13 protein-coding genes are annotated in these 17,345 nt (G+C 62.8%); 8 read left to right on the forward strand and 5 right to left on the reverse strand.

All coding sequences use genetic code 11. The features are described 5' to 3' along the window. The first annotated feature begins 27 nt into the window (after nt 1-27). Entirely contained in the window at nt 28-531 is a 504-nt protein-coding gene (locus ABIB56_RS03740; RefSeq protein ID WP_354567595.1) for a gluconokinase, read from the forward strand. 104 nt (nt 532-635) lie between these two features. Next, nucleotides 636-1,526 carry a hypothetical protein gene (locus tag ABIB56_RS03745; RefSeq protein ID WP_354567596.1) on the forward strand — a complete coding sequence of 297 codons (891 nt, stop codon included), beginning with the start codon at nt 636-638 and terminating at the stop codon, nt 1,524-1,526. A 69-nt stretch (nt 1,527-1,595) separates the two neighbouring features. On the opposite strand, the gene ABIB56_RS03750 is transcribed toward ABIB56_RS03745, so the two are convergent. Further along, nucleotides 1,596-4,133, reverse strand: coding sequence for a LamG-like jellyroll fold domain-containing protein (locus ABIB56_RS03750; RefSeq protein WP_354567598.1), 2,538 nt, complete (start codon nt 4,131-4,133; stop codon nt 1,596-1,598). 406 nt (nt 4,134-4,539) lie between these two features. Between ABIB56_RS03750 and ABIB56_RS03755 the strand changes: the two genes are divergently transcribed. The 3 genes from ABIB56_RS03755 to mfd all read left to right on the forward strand — a co-directional run bounded on the left by ABIB56_RS03755 (nt 4,540) and on the right by mfd (nt 9,678). Beyond that, complete coding sequence (locus ABIB56_RS03755) at nt 4,540-5,181, forward strand: 50S ribosomal protein L25/general stress protein Ctc (protein ID WP_354567599.1); 642 nt, start codon at nt 4,540-4,542, stop codon at nt 5,179-5,181. 52 nt (nt 5,182-5,233) lie between these two features. Then, nucleotides 5,234-5,821 carry an aminoacyl-tRNA hydrolase gene (pth, locus tag ABIB56_RS03760; protein ID WP_354567601.1) on the forward strand — a complete coding sequence of 196 codons (588 nt, stop codon included), beginning with the start codon at nt 5,234-5,236 and terminating at the stop codon, nt 5,819-5,821. Between the two features lie 248 nt (nt 5,822-6,069). Continuing rightward, the gene (gene mfd, locus ABIB56_RS03765; RefSeq protein ID WP_354567602.1) at nt 6,070-9,678 is read left to right on the forward strand and encodes a transcription-repair coupling factor; all 3,609 of its coding nucleotides are present in this window, start codon (nt 6,070-6,072) and stop codon (nt 9,676-9,678) included. A 141-nt stretch (nt 9,679-9,819) separates the two neighbouring features. Here mfd and ABIB56_RS03770 read toward each other — a convergent pair whose 3' ends face one another. Together ABIB56_RS03770 and ABIB56_RS03775 are read right to left on the reverse strand one after the other, a co-directional pair. Then, a complete protein-coding gene (locus ABIB56_RS03770) occupies nt 9,820-10,164 on the reverse strand; it encodes a HepT-like ribonuclease domain-containing protein (RefSeq protein WP_354567603.1) in 345 nt (114 codons plus the stop codon). After that, nucleotides 10,161-10,646, reverse strand: a complete 486-nt coding sequence (locus tag ABIB56_RS03775; RefSeq protein WP_354567604.1) for a nucleotidyltransferase domain-containing protein — start codon at nt 10,644-10,646, stop codon at nt 10,161-10,163. The genes ABIB56_RS03770 and ABIB56_RS03775 overlap by 4 nt, the downstream gene beginning before the upstream one ends. A gap of 291 nt (nt 10,647-10,937) precedes the next feature. Here ABIB56_RS03775 and ABIB56_RS03780 point away from each other — a divergent pair, with 291 nt between their 5' ends. Next, nucleotides 10,938-11,375 carry a YdeI/OmpD-associated family protein gene (locus tag ABIB56_RS03780; RefSeq protein ID WP_354567606.1) on the forward strand — a complete coding sequence of 146 codons (438 nt, stop codon included), beginning with the start codon at nt 10,938-10,940 and terminating at the stop codon, nt 11,373-11,375. Between the two features lie 189 nt (nt 11,376-11,564). Here ABIB56_RS03780 and ABIB56_RS03785 read toward each other — a convergent pair whose 3' ends face one another. Continuing rightward, nucleotides 11,565-11,789, reverse strand: coding sequence for a hypothetical protein (locus ABIB56_RS03785; RefSeq protein ID WP_354567607.1), 225 nt, complete (start codon nt 11,787-11,789; stop codon nt 11,565-11,567). A 310-nt stretch (nt 11,790-12,099) separates the two neighbouring features. On the opposite strand from ABIB56_RS03785, the gene ABIB56_RS03790 reads away from it, so the two are divergent. Beyond that, nucleotides 12,100-13,260, forward strand: a complete 1,161-nt coding sequence (locus tag ABIB56_RS03790) for a DNA cytosine methyltransferase (protein ID WP_354567608.1) — start codon at nt 12,100-12,102, stop codon at nt 13,258-13,260. A gap of 142 nt (nt 13,261-13,402) precedes the next feature. After that, nucleotides 13,403-15,040 carry a hypothetical protein gene (locus tag ABIB56_RS03795; RefSeq protein WP_354567610.1) on the forward strand — a complete coding sequence of 546 codons (1,638 nt, stop codon included), beginning with the start codon at nt 13,403-13,405 and terminating at the stop codon, nt 15,038-15,040. Nucleotides 15,041-15,153: 113 nt separating this feature from the next. Here ABIB56_RS03795 and ABIB56_RS03800 read toward each other — a convergent pair whose 3' ends face one another. Continuing rightward, complete coding sequence (locus ABIB56_RS03800) at nt 15,154-17,235, reverse strand: nuclease-related domain-containing DEAD/DEAH box helicase (protein ID WP_354567611.1); 2,082 nt, start codon at nt 17,233-17,235, stop codon at nt 15,154-15,156. Nucleotides 17,236-17,345 lie beyond the last annotated feature (110 nt).

Raw genomic sequence — 17,345 nt, forward strand, 5'->3', positions numbered from 1 at the left:
TTTGAACCCGATGAATCGAGTAGAGGCGTGACGCCGCTGGTCGTCGTGATGGGTGTGAGCGGGTCGGGCAAAACCAGCGTCGGCACCGCGCTCGCGGCCGAACTCGGCGTACCGTTCATGGATGCCGACGACCTGCATCCTGCGGCGAACGTCGCGAAGATGGCGGCCGGGCATCCGTTGAACGACGAAGACCGCTGGCCGTGGCTCGCCAGGGTCGGAGCCGAACTCGCGGATGCCGAGAAGACCGGTCTCGTGATCGCCTGCTCCGCACTCAAACGCACCTACCGTTCGGCCATTCTCGTCGCAGAACCGCGCACCCGCTTCGTGGACCTCGAGGGTTCGCGCGCACTCCTCGTCTCCCGGATGTCGCGCCGCGAGGGTCACTTCATGCCGGTCTCCCTGCTCGACTCGCAGCTTGCGACGCTGGAGCCCCTCGCCGCCGATGAGCCCGGAATCACCGTCTCGCTCGATTCGCTCGCGCCGCCGCCAGGGCTTGCTGCCGAGGCCGCGCGCCTGCTGCGGGCTGAGTAACCAGCATCCGCCCACCAGGATGCGACAACCGGCGCGCTCTACCCAACCGGCACAAAGACTCCCGGAGTAACCTCGGCTGTACGCCCAGAGCCGAGGAGTCGCCTGTGACCGCCGAAAGACCTCTGACCACCACCAGACCCGTACGTCGCACCTCCGCCGTCGGTCGCGTGATCGGCCTGGTTGTGGCTGTCATCTTTACCCCGGTGGGCCTGTGGGCACTCCTGGTCGGTGGGGCGGACGTCTACCGGACCGCCACCCGGAACGGCGGTCTGGACGGCATCGGCATCCTCCTCGCGATCGTGGGCATGGCACTGTTGCTGGCTGTGGTGCAGACCTCCCGGCTCTCTTCGCTGGGACTCGGGATACTGAGCGGCGTCATCACCCTTGCCGGGTTGGTCGCGATCGTCTGGCCTTTCGGTGCGGGGGAGGCCGTGCGTTTTCTCGGTGGTCTGTCGCCCGACCTCGCCTACGGTGCCGGGCGGTGGATGTCCTTCGGTTTGGCGGTCGCACTCGGCCTTGTGCTCTGGGGCACCGCGGTGGCGGCGCGGATCGCACGGCGCTCGACGGAGGTGTCGTCGGCATCCGCTCTTCGCGGGGTGCTGTCGATCGTGTTCGCCGTCGTGGGAGCCGCCAGCGGTCTCGGTCTGCTCTGGGGCGGTGGCTCTCTCGTCGATCGCGCCGCGCAGACCCACGGAACCAGCGCGCTCGGCGTCGTCTTCGTGATCCTCGGGGGTCTCCTGTTGGAGGGTGCGGCCCTCACCGCGGTGATCTCCTCGGCGGGTATCTTCGTCGTCGGAGCCCTGCTCTTCATCGTCGGCATGCTCGCCCTCGTCTTCGAGGGCATCGCCCGTGTACTGGGCGACGTGGTTGGTTTCATCGGAGTTCGAACCGCGGATGCCGCCTACATCGCCTACGAGTTCGGATTCGTCGCCGCGCTCGGCGCCGTGCTACTCGCCACCGCCATCGTGGTGCGCAGGAACCGCCGGTCGCGCTGAACCGCAGTCGGCCCTGCCGCCACCTCGCGTCTGTGGGACGGGAGGCGACGGCGGGCTGACCGACTCCTCCTACTTGCTGGCTCCGGCGCTGTAGAGCGAAGCCACCTCGGTGGCCGACAGCGCCCGGTCGAAGACCTTCGCGTTGTCGACCGAACCCGCGAGGTAGTCGACAGGCTTCTCGCCGAACTTCCCGCGACCGATGACCAGGTTCCCCGTTGCCGTGTCGCCATTGCCGAGGATGTTCACCGAGCCCGACTTCTTGCCGTCCACATAGATCGTCAGCGAGGAGTCGGTGATATCCCTCACGCCGACCAGGTGATACCAGGTGCCGGCGACCGGTTTGCCGAGTCCCGTCGCCAGAGCCCTCGCGTTGGCGAAGCTGAAGGCCAGTTGCTTGTCGGCGCCGGAGTACTGCAGGAAGAAGGCGCTGTTCGCGTCACCGTCCTCACTCGCCACCGTCTGGAAGGCGTCGCCGATCGCATCGAACCTGACCCAGGCCGAGACGCTGTAGTTCGCGTTCTCGGTCTTCAGCACCGTGCCGTTCGACTCGGCGAACTGGTCGGTTCCATTCAGCTGCATGGCCGAGGCCGCCTTGCCCGCGGCCCAGGTCGCCCCGTTCCGCAGTGTGAGATCGTGCTTGCCAGCTGTATCCGCCGCGACGGTTCCTGACCCCTCGTCGAAGGTCCAATGACCGACGCCGGCGAGACCAGGGGTTCCCGCCGGTGGCGCCGGGACCGGTTTGGATCCGGCAGCGATCACCTCGAGGTTCACGGCTCGAACGCGCGCTTCATCCACTTTCTCGACCTGGCGGTCGTAGGTGAAGAAGCCGTTCTGCTCGCCCTCGACATCGGTGATCTGGGTATAGACGCTGCCAGAGAGACCGTACGGAGCACCCTGGTCACGCAGCACCGCGGTGTTCGCCACATACTTGTCGTTGAGCTCCGCGGCATCCTTCACCGATCCGTAGGGGTTGATGGGTGCGCCGGGCCAGGTGTGGCCCTCGACGGAGAGCGTGAGACCGCCGTGCTCGCCATCGATCGACGCGCGCTTGGCATCCGGAGCGGGTAGCGCGGGCCCCTGGTACATGTGCCAGTCGATGATGTCGCCGGTGCCGGGGTCTCCTGGGGTGTCGCAGCAGTTGAAGCCGCTCCGATCATTGACCAGCCTCGACGGATCCTGCTTCTTCACCTGCGCGCCGACATCGCTCGCCGCCTGCACGCTCCACTGGCCCCATCCTTCGTTGAACGGGATCCAACCGATGATCGACGTCACATTCTTCAGCTGGTCGACCATCTGCGCCGTCTCGCTGCGGAAGTTCGCTTTGTCACCCGTGGTCAGTGTCGCATTGCGTCCCGTCGGAAGCGCGGGGGAGTCCTGCCAGACCATGAGCCCGAGTTTGTCTGCCCAGTAGTACCAGCGCGCGGGCTCGATCTTGATGTGTTTGCGGATCGTGTTGAAACCGAGGTCCTTGGTCTTCTGGATGTCGAACTTGAGCGCGGCGTCAGTCGGCGCGGTGTAAATGCCGTCCGGCCAATAACCCTGGTCGAGTGTCGCCAGCAGGAAGGTCGGTTTGCCGTTCAGCACGATGCGCTGCTTGCCGTCCACGTCGGCCACGGCGATGGACCGCAGGCCGGCGTAGCTCTCGACCCTGTCCTGCTGACCGTTCTGCTTGAGCGTGGCCGTGAAGGTGTAGAGGAACGGGTCATCCGGATTCCACAGGCGTGGTTTGGGGATGGCCAGTTTCATCGGTCCACCCGCCGCGCCGCTCGCGCTGGCGACCTTCTTCTTGCCCGCCCAGGCATCCACGGTGAGGCGCGCGCCAGCCGCATCGCCATTGAAGGTCGTAGCGATGCTGAATGAGGAGCTCGCAACCTCCGGCGTCGCGGTGAAGCTCGCGATGCTGGTCGCCGCGACAGGCTCGAGCCACACCGACTGCCAGATTCCGGATGCCGCGGTGTAGAAGATCCCACTGGGGTCGAGTCGCTGCTTGCCCACCGGTATCGTGGCACTGTCGACCGGCGAGTGCACGGCGACCACGATCTCCTGGCTGCCGCGATCGCGGAGCGCACCGGTGATGTCGACGCTGAAGGCGTCGTAGGCGCCGGTGTGGCGGGCTACCTCCGTACCGTTCACGTAGACGGTTGCGTCGTAGTTGACAGCGCCGAAGTTGAGGCGCAGGCGCTGGCCGTTTTTTGTGTAGTTCTTCGGTACATCCACCGTGCGGCGGTAGAACATGTAGTCCGAGTGCTTCTGCACTCCGGAGAGCGCTGACTCTGCCGGATACGGCACCAGGATCTTGCCGCTGAGGTCGGTGCCGAACGGCGGCGTGCTGAAGCCGTCGGTTTCCGCGTACTGCCAGAGGCCGTTGAGACTCTGCCATTTCGGGGCGTCGACCGACGGCCTCGCCAGCTGCGGACGCGGATAGTCCGGCAGCGCGTTGGTCGGCGAGACATCCGCCGTCCAGGGGGTGGAGAGCGGCGGTACCTTGCCACTCCAGGTCGCCGCCGGCGTCGCCGCATCGGCGATCGACGGGGCCGAAACGAGTCCGACCGCGCAGGTGGCCGCCAGGATCACCCCGACCCATCTCGATCTGCGTGTATTCGTCAATTCGTGACCAACTTCCTCGTTGATTCGCGCGGAGCTCGTCGCATGTGCTCGGATGACGGCTGAGAGGCGACTATGACCTCGCTGTGACGATTGTTGCTAAATAGTGTCCAAAAGTCCAGAGGTTGACGAATTCGAGTGGATGACCAGCCCCGGGCGGAGGAGGGCGCGCGTCACTCCGACGGGATGATTCCTGGTCGGGCAGCACCTGTCCCGGCATCCGTGTAAACTCGGGCACTGTACTTCGGCGAGGGATCGTCGGTCGCACTCTCGGAGGGCGGTGGACATCCGTTATCGACGCGGTGGAGCGGGCGCAGGTGCTGTTTACAGCCCACAAGTCTTTTTCCTCACGCTGAAGCGTTCGAGTTGAAACCACAAGACGCGGGCCAGGGTCCGCGAAGGAGAAACCATGTCTGAGAAGAAGGCAGCCACAGGGCTGACCAACAAGATCGAAGCCGAGCTTCGCACCAGCTTCGGCAAGGGCGTCGCTCGCAAGCTGCGCTCCGCCGGTAAGGTTCCCGCGGTCGTCTACGGTCACGGCACCGAGCCGCGCCACGTGAGCCTGCCGGCCCACGAGGTCTCGCTGCTGCTGCGCAAGGCGAACGCCATCCTCGACCTGCAGATCGAGGGCGACAGCCAGCTCGCGCTGGTCAAAGACGTTCAGAAAGACCCGCTGCGCCAGATCATCGAGCACATCGACCTGATCGTGCTGCGTAAGGGCGAGCGTGTCGAGGTCGATGTCGCCGTGCACGTCGAGGGCGAGCCGGCCGCCGGCACCACCGCCGAGCTCGACTCGAAGAGCATCACCATCGAGGCGCTGGCCGTGAGCATTCCGGAGCGCGTGACGGTGAACGTCGACGACCTCGAGGCCGGAGCGCACATCTACGCGAAGGACATCGAGCTGCCTGAAGGCGCTGTGCTGGTCACGGATGCCGAGACTCTCGTCGTCGCGATCAACGTGCCCGCCGAGCAGGACCTTGGCGACGAGCCGGAGACCGAAGCTGTCGAGGGCGAGGGCGAGGAGCCCGCCGCTGACGAGGCTGCCGAGTAGTTTCGGACCTCACGACCTACCCGCTGGACACACTTTCAGTGAACATCATCTGATGGACAACGCTCAGTGGCTCGTCGTCGGGCTCGGCAACCCCGGGCCCGACTACGCCAGCAACCGGCACAACGTCGGTCAGATGGTGCTGGCCGAACTCGCCGATCGTACTTCGGCGAGCTTCAAGAGCCAGAAGACCAATGCGATGGTGGCCGAGGGTCGCACCGGTCTCGAAGGGCCGCGACTCGTTCTCGCCAAGCCGAACAGCTTCATGAATCTCTCCGGCGGTCCTGTCGCCTCGCTGCTCCGGTTCTACAGGCTGGAGTCGTCGCAGCTCATCGTCGTGCACGACGAGCTCGACATTCCTTTCGACCGCATCAAACTCAAGTTCGGTGGCGGTCACGGCGGCCACAACGGGCTGCGCGACATCATCTCGGCCATCGGTACCGGTGACTTCACCAGGGTGCGTGTCGGCATCGGTCGACCACCAGGGCGCCAGCCCGCCGCCGACTTCGTGCTGCGTGACTTCGCTTCTCCTGAGCGCGCCGCACTCCCCAACCTGCTGACGGATGCCGCCGACGCCGTCGAGGCGATCGCCCGCGACGGTCTCACCGCGGCCCAGCTGCGTTTCCACACCGTCGCCGACTGACGCAGTTCTCCCGCCCGGCTGGCCAGCCGCACCTCCGCCCTCAGGTCCGGACGCTGCCAGCCGAACCTCCGACCTCGGGTCCGGACGCTGCCAGCCGCACCTTGTGCGCTGTCGTTTCGGCGGTGCGCTGCGCAAAAAGCAGCAGCGCACCGCCGAAACAGCAGCGGATGCGGTGCACGATCGTCGGCAGGCTGTGCGCTGAGCGAAAGCGTCGAAGCAGTGTCGTACCCGGCGCGTAGACTCATCCGGTGATCCTTCAGGGCTTAATTTCCGGGCTTTCGCGCGCCCAAACGTTCCAGAACGCCCTGTCCTACGCCAAGCGCAGCGCAGACTTCTCGGTGGCGGACGGGCTCCGCGCGCCGCTCATCGCCGGGCTGCTCGATGCCAGAAGAGCACAGACGAACGCAAGCCCGCAGGCGCTCCTCGCGATCGTCGCCACCGGCCGCGACTCCGAGTCCCTGCGTGCTGCGCTCGCCAGCGTCGCACCCGATGCGGAGGTCATCGAATTTCCCGCGTGGGAGACGTTGCCGCACGAGCGGCTGAGCCCCAGCGCCGAGACTGTCGGCAAGCGCATTCGTGCCCTCCGCCACCTCCAGCGCTGGGAGCAGAACCCCACCGCCGACCTGATCGTCGTGGCCAGCGTGCGTGCCGCGCTCCAGCCGCTCTCCGACAACCTGACGAGCATCGAGCCGCTCGAACTTGTGGCAGGCGGTCGCGGATACAACCTGTCGGCGCTCTCCACCCAGCTCGTCGACCTCGCCTATTCGCGCGTCGATATGGTGACCAGGCGCGGAGAGTTCGCCGTTCGCGGCGGCATCCTCGACGTGTTCGCGCCGGTGGCAGAGCATCCGTGGCGAGTCGAGTTCTTCGGCGACGAGGTGGAGCAGATCCGCGAGTTCTCGGTGGCCGACCAGCGCTCGCTGCCCGATGCGGTCAGCAGCGTCGAGCTTCCGCCGAGTCGCGAGCTACTGCTCAGCCCCGCGGTGCGCCAGCGTGCCCGCGAGATGCAGCACGAGTTCCCGAGTCTCTCGCAGATGCTCGCCAAGATCGCCGAGGGCATCCCCGTCGATGGGATGGAGTCCCTCGCTCCCGCGCTCGCCGACCGTCTCGTGCCGCTGACCCACTACCTGCCGACGGATGCCGCGATCGCCGTGCTGTCTCCGGAGCGGGTTGCAACGCGCGCGGTGAGTCTCGTCGAGACGAACCGCGAGTTCCTCAGCGCAGCCTGGAACGCGGCCACCGCCGGCGCCGAGGCGCCGATCGACCTCGACTCCGGCGACTTCCTTAGCGTCAACGCGCTGCGTGACTCCGCCGGCGGGCGAGCCTGGTGGACTTTCAGCAGCTTCGACAGCGGGGCCACCGACGAGGTCGTCGCCAACGCGACCTCCGAACTCCGCGACGGCGACCACTACATCCGCGTCGACGCCACCACCGTTCCCACCTTCCAGGGCCAGGCCGACGGCGCGATCGACTATGTAGGCGACCGGCTGAAAGACGGTTGGTCCGTCGCTGTCGTCGCCGAGGGCGCCGGGCTGGTCGAGCGCGCAGCCGAGGCTCTCGGCGAGCACGGGTTCGCGGCCCGCGTGGTCGACGACCTACCGACCGAGACCGAGCCCGGCGTCGCCTACCTGCTCAAGGCGTCCGTCGAGCATGGCTTCGAACTGCCGGAAGTCAAGTTCGCCCTGCTGAGCGAGAGTGAGTTCTACGGTCGTGCGGCGGGCTACGACGCACGCCAGGTGAAGAAGTTGGCCAGCCGTCGCAAGAACGTCGTCGACCCGCTGCAGCTCAAAGCCGGAGACTTCGTCGTGCACGAGACGCACGGCATCGGCCGTTTCGTCGAACTCGTGCAGCGCGTCGTCAGCACCGGTGGTCGTAACGCGGTGAAGAACAGTCGGGAGTATCTCCTGGTCGAGTACGCGCCCTCGAAGCGCGGGTACCCGAACGACAAGCTCTACGTGCCCACCGACCAACTCGACCTGCTCACCCGCTATGTCGGGGGAGAGGCGCCCGCCCTCAGCAAGATGGGCGGCAGCGAGTGGGCAGCCCAGAAGGGTCGTGCCCGCAAGGCGGTGCGCGACATCGCCGTCGAACTGGTCAAGCTCTACTCGGCGCGCATGGCGTCGAAGGGTCACGCTTTCCCACCGGATACCCCGTGGCAACAGGAGCTCGAAGACGCATTCCCTTTCGCGGAGACCCCCGACCAGCTCACCACCATCGACGAGGTCAAGGCCGACATGGAGCGGCCGATCCCCATGGACCGCCTCATCTCCGGCGATGTCGGCTACGGCAAGACCGAGATCGCGGTGCGTGCCGCGTTCAAAGCTGTGCAAGACGGCAAACAGGTGGTGATGCTCGTGCCGACCACACTGCTGGTGAAGCAGCACATCGAGACCTTCGCCGAGCGTTTCGCCGGATTCCCCGTGCACCTGCGCGCGCTCAGCCGGTTCCAGAGCGATAAGGAGTCGAAGGAGACGATCGACGGGATGGCGGATGGCACCGTCGATGTCGTGATCGGCACCCACCGGCTGCTGTCGCCATCCATCGTGTTCAAGGATCTCGGTCTCGTGATCATCGACGAGGAGCAGCGCTTCGGCGTGGAGCACAAGGATGCCCTCAAGAAGCTGAAGACGAACGTCGACATCCTAGCGATGTCCGCGACACCGATCCCGCGCACGCTCGAGATGGCGGTCACCGGTATCCGCGAGATGTCGACGCTGGCGACACCGCCGGAGGACCGGCATCCGATTCTCACCTTCGTCGGCCCGAACAACGAGAAGCAGGTGGGTGCGGCCATTCGTCGCGAACTGTTGCGCGAAGGGCAGATCTTTTTCGTGCACAACCGGGTGTCGAGCATCAACCGTGTCGCGGCCCAGCTCTCCGAACTTGTACCGGAGGCGCGGGTGGCCGTCGCTCACGGACAGCTGCCGGAGCACGTGTTGGAGCAGGTGATGGTGGACTTCTGGGAGCGCAAATTCGACGTACTCGTGTCGACCACCATCATCGAGACCGGCCTCGATATCGCCAACGCGAACACGCTCATCATCGATAGGGCCGACAAGTACGGCCTCTCCCAGCTGCACCAACTGCGCGGTCGTGTCGGCCGCGGACGCGAGCGCGCCTACGCCTACTTCCTCTACGACGCCGACAAACCGCTCGGCGAGGTGGCGCACGACCGGCTCGCGACCATCGCCGCCAACAACGAACTGGGCGCCGGCATGCAGGTCGCGCTGAAAGATCTCGAGATCCGTGGCGCGGGCAACCTGCTCGGCGGTGAACAGTCCGGTCACATCGCGGGCGTCGGCTTCGACCTCTACCTGCGCATGATCGGCGAGGCCGTCGCTACCTTCAGGGGTGAGGTCGCAGAGGGCCAGACCGAGCTGCGGCTCGAACTACCGGTGGATGCTCACATCCCCGAGGAATACGTGGAGAGCGAGCGGCTGCGGCTGGAGGCCTACCAGAAGCTGTCGACGGCGTCGTCCCCCGCGGCATCCGCGGATTCGATCGACAGGGTGCTGGAAGAGCTCACCGACCGCTACGGCGAACCGCCGTCGCAGGTGCTCAACCTCATCGCGGTCTCCCGTTTGCGGCGGATGGCGCAGAAGGCGGGTCTCTCCGAGGTCGTGACCGCGGGCGGCAATCTTCGTGTCGCTTCGATGGAACTCGCCGACTCGATCCAGGTGCGACTCCAGCGGATGTTCCCCGGTGCTCGCTACTTCGGCCAGACCAAGTCGGTCTCGGTTCCGATGCCGTCGCGGCAGGGCATCCTGCTCGCCGATGCCGATCTCATCGAGTGGACGGGTCAGCTGCTCGTCGCCATCTTCGGTGCGGAGCTCAAGGTGGAGGAAGTGTCGGCGTAGGCGGGCGAGTGTTGCCCAGTTGGTAGTTATGTCGACTTCGTCCACGACCAGGTCGCCTCAACTACCAACTCGAGATCGAAAGCCCTGCGGGATACTGGTCGCGATGTCTACGAACGCTGAGCGTGTGGGCCAGAACCGCGCTCAGGGTGTCCCAAGTTCGTGTGCAACGACTCGAGCTAATTCGGGAAAGTCTTTCACCACTGTGTTCCACAGAAGGTCGACATCGACACGGTTGTACTGGTGGACGACAAAATCACGATTTCGGGCAGCCAGCGACCAGATCGACTGGTGAAATCGATCGGGATCTGAGACGACCAACTTCTTCGCGACATCACCGATTCGGTTGCTTAGGGCTTCGAAAGCGAGGGGGAGCGCACTGTCATCGAGGTAGGCGGCATGCCCGCGTGCTGCGAGACCACGTGCTTCGGCCAGCGTTCTCGCCAGATCTGCCAGCAGGCCATCGACGCGGCCGTCTCCGTCTTTCATAGCGGAATGGCCTGCTGAAGGATGTGCCTGTCGACACCGTCGATCAGCGCCCGAGAGCTGACCACGTCCACTTCACGTCCAAGCAGTTGTTCCATGTCGATGCCGAATTGCGCGAGATCGAAGAGGGAAGCTTCATCGTCTGGCTCGACGAGCAAATCGATATCGCTGTCCGCGGTCTCATCACCGCGGGCGACCGATCCGAACACCGAAACGGAACGGAGACGGTTTACCTGCGCGAGGCGGCTGATGAGCTCGCGTCGCGATCGCAGATCGTCGAGCATCGATTGCGCCCCGTGCGCGTCCCCTGCCGTGAGGAGTTTCTGGTAGACGGAGAAGGGCAGCAGAACAGCTTCGGGCTTGCGATGGGAGCCCAGGACAACGGGCGACGCGGAGGTCGACTTCCTGAAGCCTCTGAGCGTGCGAGAAAGTCCGGCTCGCGCGTCTGCAACGGTTACCACCTCGTCAAAAACCTTGGACGCCATGTGGTCATCCTAGAACGTGAAGAATAGAAAGGTACAGAAACATGTACATATTAAGGATTTCGACTATGACCGCCTGCGAGCCGCCGGTCGCCGAGTTAATTGACGGCACCAGGTCGGCGACCAGGTAGTCGGCCTCGCGGGTTGTGATGGTGGGTCATCCGTAGACCGGTCCGCAGCTGAAGGCCGCTTAGGTGATCCAGCGGCGCAGGCCGGTAGATCTGGGGGCGAATCTTCTCGGCTTCAGCCTGTGGGGGAGTGCAGCCGGGCTTTGGCCGGGTGCAGAATCATCCCATGAGGTATCAAACGACAATGCTGCAGATCGGTAACAACACCGGCATCCCGGTTCCGCCCGACATCGTCGATGCACTCGGCGGTGGCAAGCGTGCCGCGGTGAACGTCGTGGTGAACGGATACGCCTACCGCAGCACCATAGCTGCCATGCGCGGCCAGTTCCTGATCTCTTTCAGCTCAGACAAACGTGCCGACTCTGGCATCACGGGCGGGGATGCTCTGGATATCGAACTCACCCTGGACACGCAGCCCCGCACGGTGACTCCACCGCCCGACTTCGCGGCGGCACTCGACGTTGTGTCGGCAGCCAGGGCGGCGTTCGATGCCCTGTCACCAAGCAAACAGAAGGCGCACGTGACGTCGATCGAGGGTGCGAAAACAGCGGAGACGCGTGCCCGTCGGGTCGCAGCAGCCGTCGAAGGGTTGAGTACGCAGTAAACCCTGGTTGTGCGGACGCGGACGGGTAGCGAGGGTGTGGAACAGGCCTATGCCGCGTAGGGTCCGCCGGCGATGAAGCTGCTGAAGGGCCGTGAACTACGTGTCGCTGTGGATGGCCCACTCCGACGACACCAACGGCGTCGACCTCTACAGCGAACAGTGGTAGCGGATGGCGCCGGCACGCAACTTCTACCGCGATGCGCCGATCATCATCCTCGACGAGCCGACATCAGCCATCGATGCCCCGGCCGAGTCCTTGTCTTCAACCACCCCTTCGCGGACGGAGGTCAGACGCTCATCATCAGCCGTCTCACCACCATCGAGCTCGCTGACGTCATCTACATGCACAAGGACGGCAGGCTCGTTGAGCGGGGAACCCATGACGCGCTGGTCGCGCTGAGAGGCGAGTTCCACGCGATGTTCGAGTCGCAGGTTTGAGCTCGTAGTTCTGACCTTCAGAAAGCGATTTTTCCTGTGGTCAGCTGATTTAAATACGAATGGAAAAGTGCCCCTGATGGATCATTGAATTTCTTATCAATGTCGGATATCAAGCGCGGTTCAGCTGGATTTCCTAGGCGTGGGGATAGTTGCTGAACATTAGTTCTTGAGATCGTTTGGGTCCCCAGGGACCCAACTGGACGGTCGGTTACCTTCTTTATAGATTCGAACGAAACCTGCGGCTATTGCACGTCCCGGGACGGGAAACGCCCTTAAGCTATTACGTATGGGCGGATTGGTTGGAAACGTTACTGCAGTGGCTTCAGGCCAGCTCAGCGACTATAGCGATGTTCCAATCTACGACTCACCTGTTGGTACCTATGTGTCCTTGTATGCAGGCGCGGGAGGACTAGACATTGGTTTTTCGCTCGCGGGGTTCGCACCCGTATGGGTAAGTGAATTAGACGGATCTGCGCTTAAAACGCACGACAAAGCCTTGGAGAAACTCGCCACGGAGAGGCATCATCTGGCACGGCGTAGTTACGAGACAAAAGTCGGCGATCTTTTGGCGGTGCCGGAAAACGAACTCCCGGGCGAAGGTTCCGCAGATTTGGTCATTGGGGGTCCGCCATGCCAGGGCTTCAGCGTCGCCGGAAAAATGGATCCAAACGACGAGCGATCTAAGCATGTTTTTCATTTTCTGGACATTGTCGGCCGTGTGAAACCAAAAGCTTTTGTCCTGGAGAACGTTAAGGCCCTCTATGAGAATCGGCGCTGGGCGAGTATTCGCGATGACCTGCGAGAGCGAGCCGATCTGCTTGGTTACAACACCATCATGACGCTTGCCAATGCTTCTCATTTTGGGGTGCCACAGGCTCGCGAGCGAATGCTATTCATCGGTATTAGAAAAGATATTGGTTCGCCCATCGCTCCCACTGCAACCACCGCTGAGAATCCTCCGACAGTTCGGGATGCTCTTGCTCAACTGCCTGCATTTGGTCAGCCAGGGAATGACTCCAGGTGCGTTGCCAAGATCACAACAGCGAAAACGCCCGTCTTAAGGAGATCGCCTTTTGCGGGAATGCTTTTCAACGGGGCTGGACGACCTTTAAATTTGGATGCTCCTTCTTTTACCCTCGCGGCGTCGATGGGTGGGAATAAGACTCCCATCGTTGAGCAACGTCTGCTGGATGCAGACCCACCAGACTCCTGGGTTGTGGGCTACCACGCAGCTTTGTGGGAATCGAATGGAGCTTCCGTTGACCCTTCTGTGCCAGATCATTTGCGCCGCCTGACGGTGGAGGAGGCCGCTGTTCTTCAAACCTTCCCAGTTGGAATGGAATGGGTCGGTCCGCAGTCTTCAAAATTTAGGCAGATCGGGAATGCAGTCCCGCCACGATTAGGTCTTGCTGCGGCCGAGGCAGTCAAGATCGCATTGGGTATTTGAGCTAAGGTCGGAAGTGACTCTGAGAGCCGATTTGGCACTGAGTTAGTTTGGCTTAGCCGTGTTCTGTGTCGATCGTCACGATTGGGACGACACCACACTCAAGACATGGGGTAGCTAGGCGCGCTAATAGAAACGGTGTGGTGTGGCTGAATACGACGGTCCCAGACTTCGCGAAGAACTCGCCGCGTTGCAACTTCCTGGAGGCGCACAGGACGGAGTTGTGGAGTTACGGGAGTACTTCGACGAATTAGCGATCTCTGAAAATGATGCCGCAATTCTTCTTGCTCAGGGTCGAGAAGAGTGGGAAAAGAGCGGCTCGGCTAATTCTTTTGTCCAAGGATCTGTGCGAAGGCTGCTTATTGCCCGCCTTTCAGAAGACATCGCCGAAGTCTCATCCAAGAAGTATTTTTCCTGGTTCAAAGATTTGAGCGTCGGCACTAACGACTGGAATGGAATATCGAGTATAGGGGCTCGGCGTTTATTGTCTCGACTACCTCTAATATTTCATCTCTTGTCGGTCGAGAAAATGTCATGCACGCAGGTATCGAGATTGATTCACTCGATTGATGCGAGCTTGGAGGTCCCCTACCAGGCGATAGCCGTCATTGCCAGAGGCGTTGGCCACCTTCCCTTGCTGAACATGACTGATCAAGGCGACCAGCTCTGGGACTTTGACGAGGACTTGGCGGTTGAACTGTTCCCAGATAGCACGGTTGCGGAGTCGTGTGAGGTGGCGGGTCGCGAAGCGGCTGAGTTCGCCCCTGAAAGCGATGTAAGTGGATATTTGAGAGAGTTGAGCGTTCAGAACGAAGCCGGGGAGGTGTTTTGGCCGTACCTTCAGATCCTTCATTTTTGTTGTGTGCCGCTCGAGTACTTCGATCATCCTGCGAGCTTTCTTTACGAATTCAGTCCTCGAGGAAATAATGGGCAGAACCTCTTTAAGAGATATCCGGCTCATACGGGTAATCCTTTTTTAAACAATGCGAAGGCGGTGCACACACTTGACCGAGCATGGGCTCGAACCCGTGGTGGCAACAATGCGCAAGCGTTAGTAGCCGTCCTTGAGCTGCTGGAGTCGCTCCCCACGGTTACGCGCCGGCAGTTGGCCAGAATATTTCGAGCGTGGTTGCATCGCGTCGTTGAACTGGAGACGACGGAACCCGTTCTTCTTCCAGCGACACTCGCATTGGTCGATTTTGAGCGGGTGGTCGCGCGTGTCTCAAATAAAGAGACAAACACGAAGGGTGTCATCGAGCAACGTGTTGTAGATGCTCTCGCCATGCTTGCCTTTTCCCATGATGATTGGCGATCAAAAGGAATCGGCGAAAGCGTCAATGCTTCCAATTTTGCTCGTCGCAAGCTAGGTGATGTCGAGTTTGCAAGTATCTCAGAGCGTGCTGCGCTCGCCTTGGAAGCCCATGGCGGTCATCTGTCTGCGACCTATGTCATTGATCACCAGCGCTCCCTCGGTCGCATTATCGAACAACGGCTTAGGGAATCTTGGTCCTCTCTGGACGAACCCAGCAATTGGTCCATCGAGATCATCTTTGTTGCGCACAGTCGCGATAAATTTGGCCTGCCGACCTCCGAAGTTCTTCATGGCGTTGCTGTGACTTACAAATACTGGGAATATGAGCAGATTTCGGAACTTGCCGTCAATCGAAATGACAATCCGGACGTACGACTCAATGCGTTCAGATCATTCACGCTAGAGGCTTTAAATCAGCGCACAACACGTCAATCTGTGCGAAACACATTTGTTTCGCTGATTGGTAATTGATCCTATGAGGCATCCAGCCGGAGGAGGAAAATCAGCCCATTGGATTTCGACGCGATCTTCGTTTCCATTCCATAGGTCACCGGTTAGCTCCTGGTGATTTCAAAGTAGGGATCTCAAGCAACCCCCACCCACAGCCCATCCCGGGCCCGGGTCATCGCCACATACAACTCGCGCCGGTCGAGTTCGCGACGCTCTGTTGCTGCTGAGTCGGCATCCGGTGGCAGCGCCTCGAGCAGCCGCACAGGCGTGTGAACCACGAGCACCTGCTTGAACTCGAGGCCTTTGGCTCGCTTGATGGTGCCGATTTTGATGGCGTCGACGGGTTTGCCGTCGTATTTGAGCAGTTCGATGAAGCGCAGGCCAGCGGATGTCAGCGCCTGCGACACATCATTCACCGCCCAGTTGGTGTGGGTGAGGATTCCGATATCGCCGAGACGCGTGCCGGAGGCGAGCAGGCTGCGTACGTGTTCCACCAGCGACTGGTCGTGACGTGAGCGGGTGGCGAAACGGGTGACCTTCGGTTTCGATCCGTGCCGCATGATCTGCGCCGGAACATCCGCCTTCGAGGTCGCACCCTCGATGTCCACGAACTCGTCGCCGGCCACCACACTGGCAGCGAAGTCGGCGATCTCCACGGTGTTGCGGTAGTTCTTCGTCATCACCACGCCGCGACCCGCGACCGAAATATGCGCTTCGGAGAGCGTGTAGCCGCCGGGGTAGATGGTCTGCTGTCCGTCGCCGATCAGGTTGAGAGCATCCGGCCTGTCGCCGACGAGCGCGTGGAACATCCGGATCATCGCGCAGCTCAGATCCTGCGCCTCGTCGATCACGACGGCCGAATATCCCTCGAGCGGAATGTTACGCAGCGACTGCTCGGCCAGCAGAATCACGTCCGCGAAATCGCACACGCCCGCAGTGCGCAGCTCTGCGTCGTAGGCCGTGTAGAACTCCCAGACCGCGTGCCGATTCTCTCCGGTCAGGCCGCGACGGCGTCCGAGACGCGCGAGCGGACCGTACTCCTCGAACTGGGTAAGCCCGCGACCCTTGATCACGCTGAGGATCTCGTCTTTCCAGTATCCCATGTCCGGGTCGAGGCGGCCGAGCTCGTGGTCTTTGCCCCGCGCACGCCACACCTTCTCGAACAGCCGGTCGGCGATCCGCGGCTCCAGCTGGAACGGCACACCGCGCGATCGCAGCACACCGAGCGCGAAACCGTAGACGCCTTCGAACTGCACGCGTCCTGAGACTTCGTGCGCCATCCGGTCGAGCAGCGACGACAGCACGGCGGGCAGCGTCTTCACGAAGGTGGTGACCAGCACCGTTCCCGGACGGGTGCGCGCGATGTACGCGGCGCGGTGCAGTCCGACCACCGTCTTGCCGGTGCCCGCAGCGCCACGGATGCGCGACGGCCCGTTGAACGAACGACATACCAGGCGGGCCTGGTCGGGATGCAGGAACGCCATCCATTCCTCGATCGGCGCGGCGAGGATGCTGGAGAGCAGCGCCTCCTCGAGCTCCTCCAGCGAGATCAGGGCCTCCCGCCTGCTGATCGGAACGACCGGTGCGGAGAAGGTGAGTTCCGTCGGCAGCTGCAGGGTCGTGTGGGGTGATGTCGCGTGCGGCGGGAAGAGTGCTTTCGTCGCGGCAAGGGCCGCCTCGATCTGATCAGGCTGAAGACGGATGCCGCGGCCGATCAGGTAATTCAACGCGCCATCCACGCCGACGAGATCGACGCCGTGCACACGCCCGCGCAGATGTCGCTTATTCATGAAGACGGCGACGGTTCTCACTTCACCGGCGGGCAGACCGATGTCGGCCAGCGCGGCCTGCGTATGACTTGCGAGGCCGGACAGGTTCTCGACACGCTCGGTGACATCATCCTGGCCCTGATAGACGTGGTCGTTCTGCACGTGAACATCGGCCCACGACTTGGCGTCGACGATGTAGACGCCGCTCGGGCCGACGAGCACGAAGTCGACCTGCGCCCTGACGGAGCCTGGCCAGATGCGGTCGGCGAGAACGTGATAGCCGAGCTCCTCGAGCGGTTCGAGCATGCTACCGAGCTGGGCTTCGGTGTCCGCTGCCACCGGATAGCGGCGCGCCATCTCACGCGCTTTACGGCTGATGAAGTCGGCCTGGTCGGCGATGGCCCTCTGTCTGGCGGCCTCATCGGCCGCCGAGTGTCCTGCTGTCATAGTGGCGTTCCCCCGAACGCGGCCCCTCGGGTGGCGGCCATACACCAGTGTGAACTCGGTGAGCCGACCTCGGCTATCTCCAGTTGTGGGGGTGCGGATGCCGCGGCGGG

The sequence above is a fragment of the Glaciihabitans sp. UYNi722 genome (assembly GCF_040549465.1).
In the GTDB taxonomy this organism is placed as follows: domain Bacteria; phylum Actinomycetota; class Actinomycetes; order Actinomycetales; family Microbacteriaceae; genus Lacisediminihabitans.

What these genes read in the sequence shown, in the direction of transcription:
- ABIB56_RS03755 (WP_354567599.1), top strand. Translation starts at nt 4,540, where the DNA reads ATGTCTGAGAAGAAGGCAGCCACAGGGCTGACCAACAAGATCGAAGCC.
- pth (WP_354567601.1), top strand. Translation starts at nt 5,234, where the DNA reads ATGGACAACGCTCAGTGGCTCGTCGTCGGGCTCGGCAACCCCGGGCCC.
- ABIB56_RS03770 (WP_354567603.1), bottom strand. Translation starts at nt 10,164, where the DNA reads ATGAAAGACGGAGACGGCCGCGTCGATGGCCTGCTGGCAGATCTGGCG.
- ABIB56_RS03775 (WP_354567604.1), bottom strand. Translation starts at nt 10,646, where the DNA reads ATGGCGTCCAAGGTTTTTGACGAGGTGGTAACCGTTGCAGACGCGCGA.
- ABIB56_RS03780 (WP_354567606.1), top strand. Translation starts at nt 10,938, where the DNA reads ATGAGGTATCAAACGACAATGCTGCAGATCGGTAACAACACCGGCATC.
- ABIB56_RS03790 (WP_354567608.1), top strand. Translation starts at nt 12,100, where the DNA reads ATGGGCGGATTGGTTGGAAACGTTACTGCAGTGGCTTCAGGCCAGCTC.
- ABIB56_RS03800 (WP_354567611.1), bottom strand. Translation starts at nt 17,235, where the DNA reads ATGACAGCAGGACACTCGGCGGCCGATGAGGCCGCCAGACAGAGGGCC.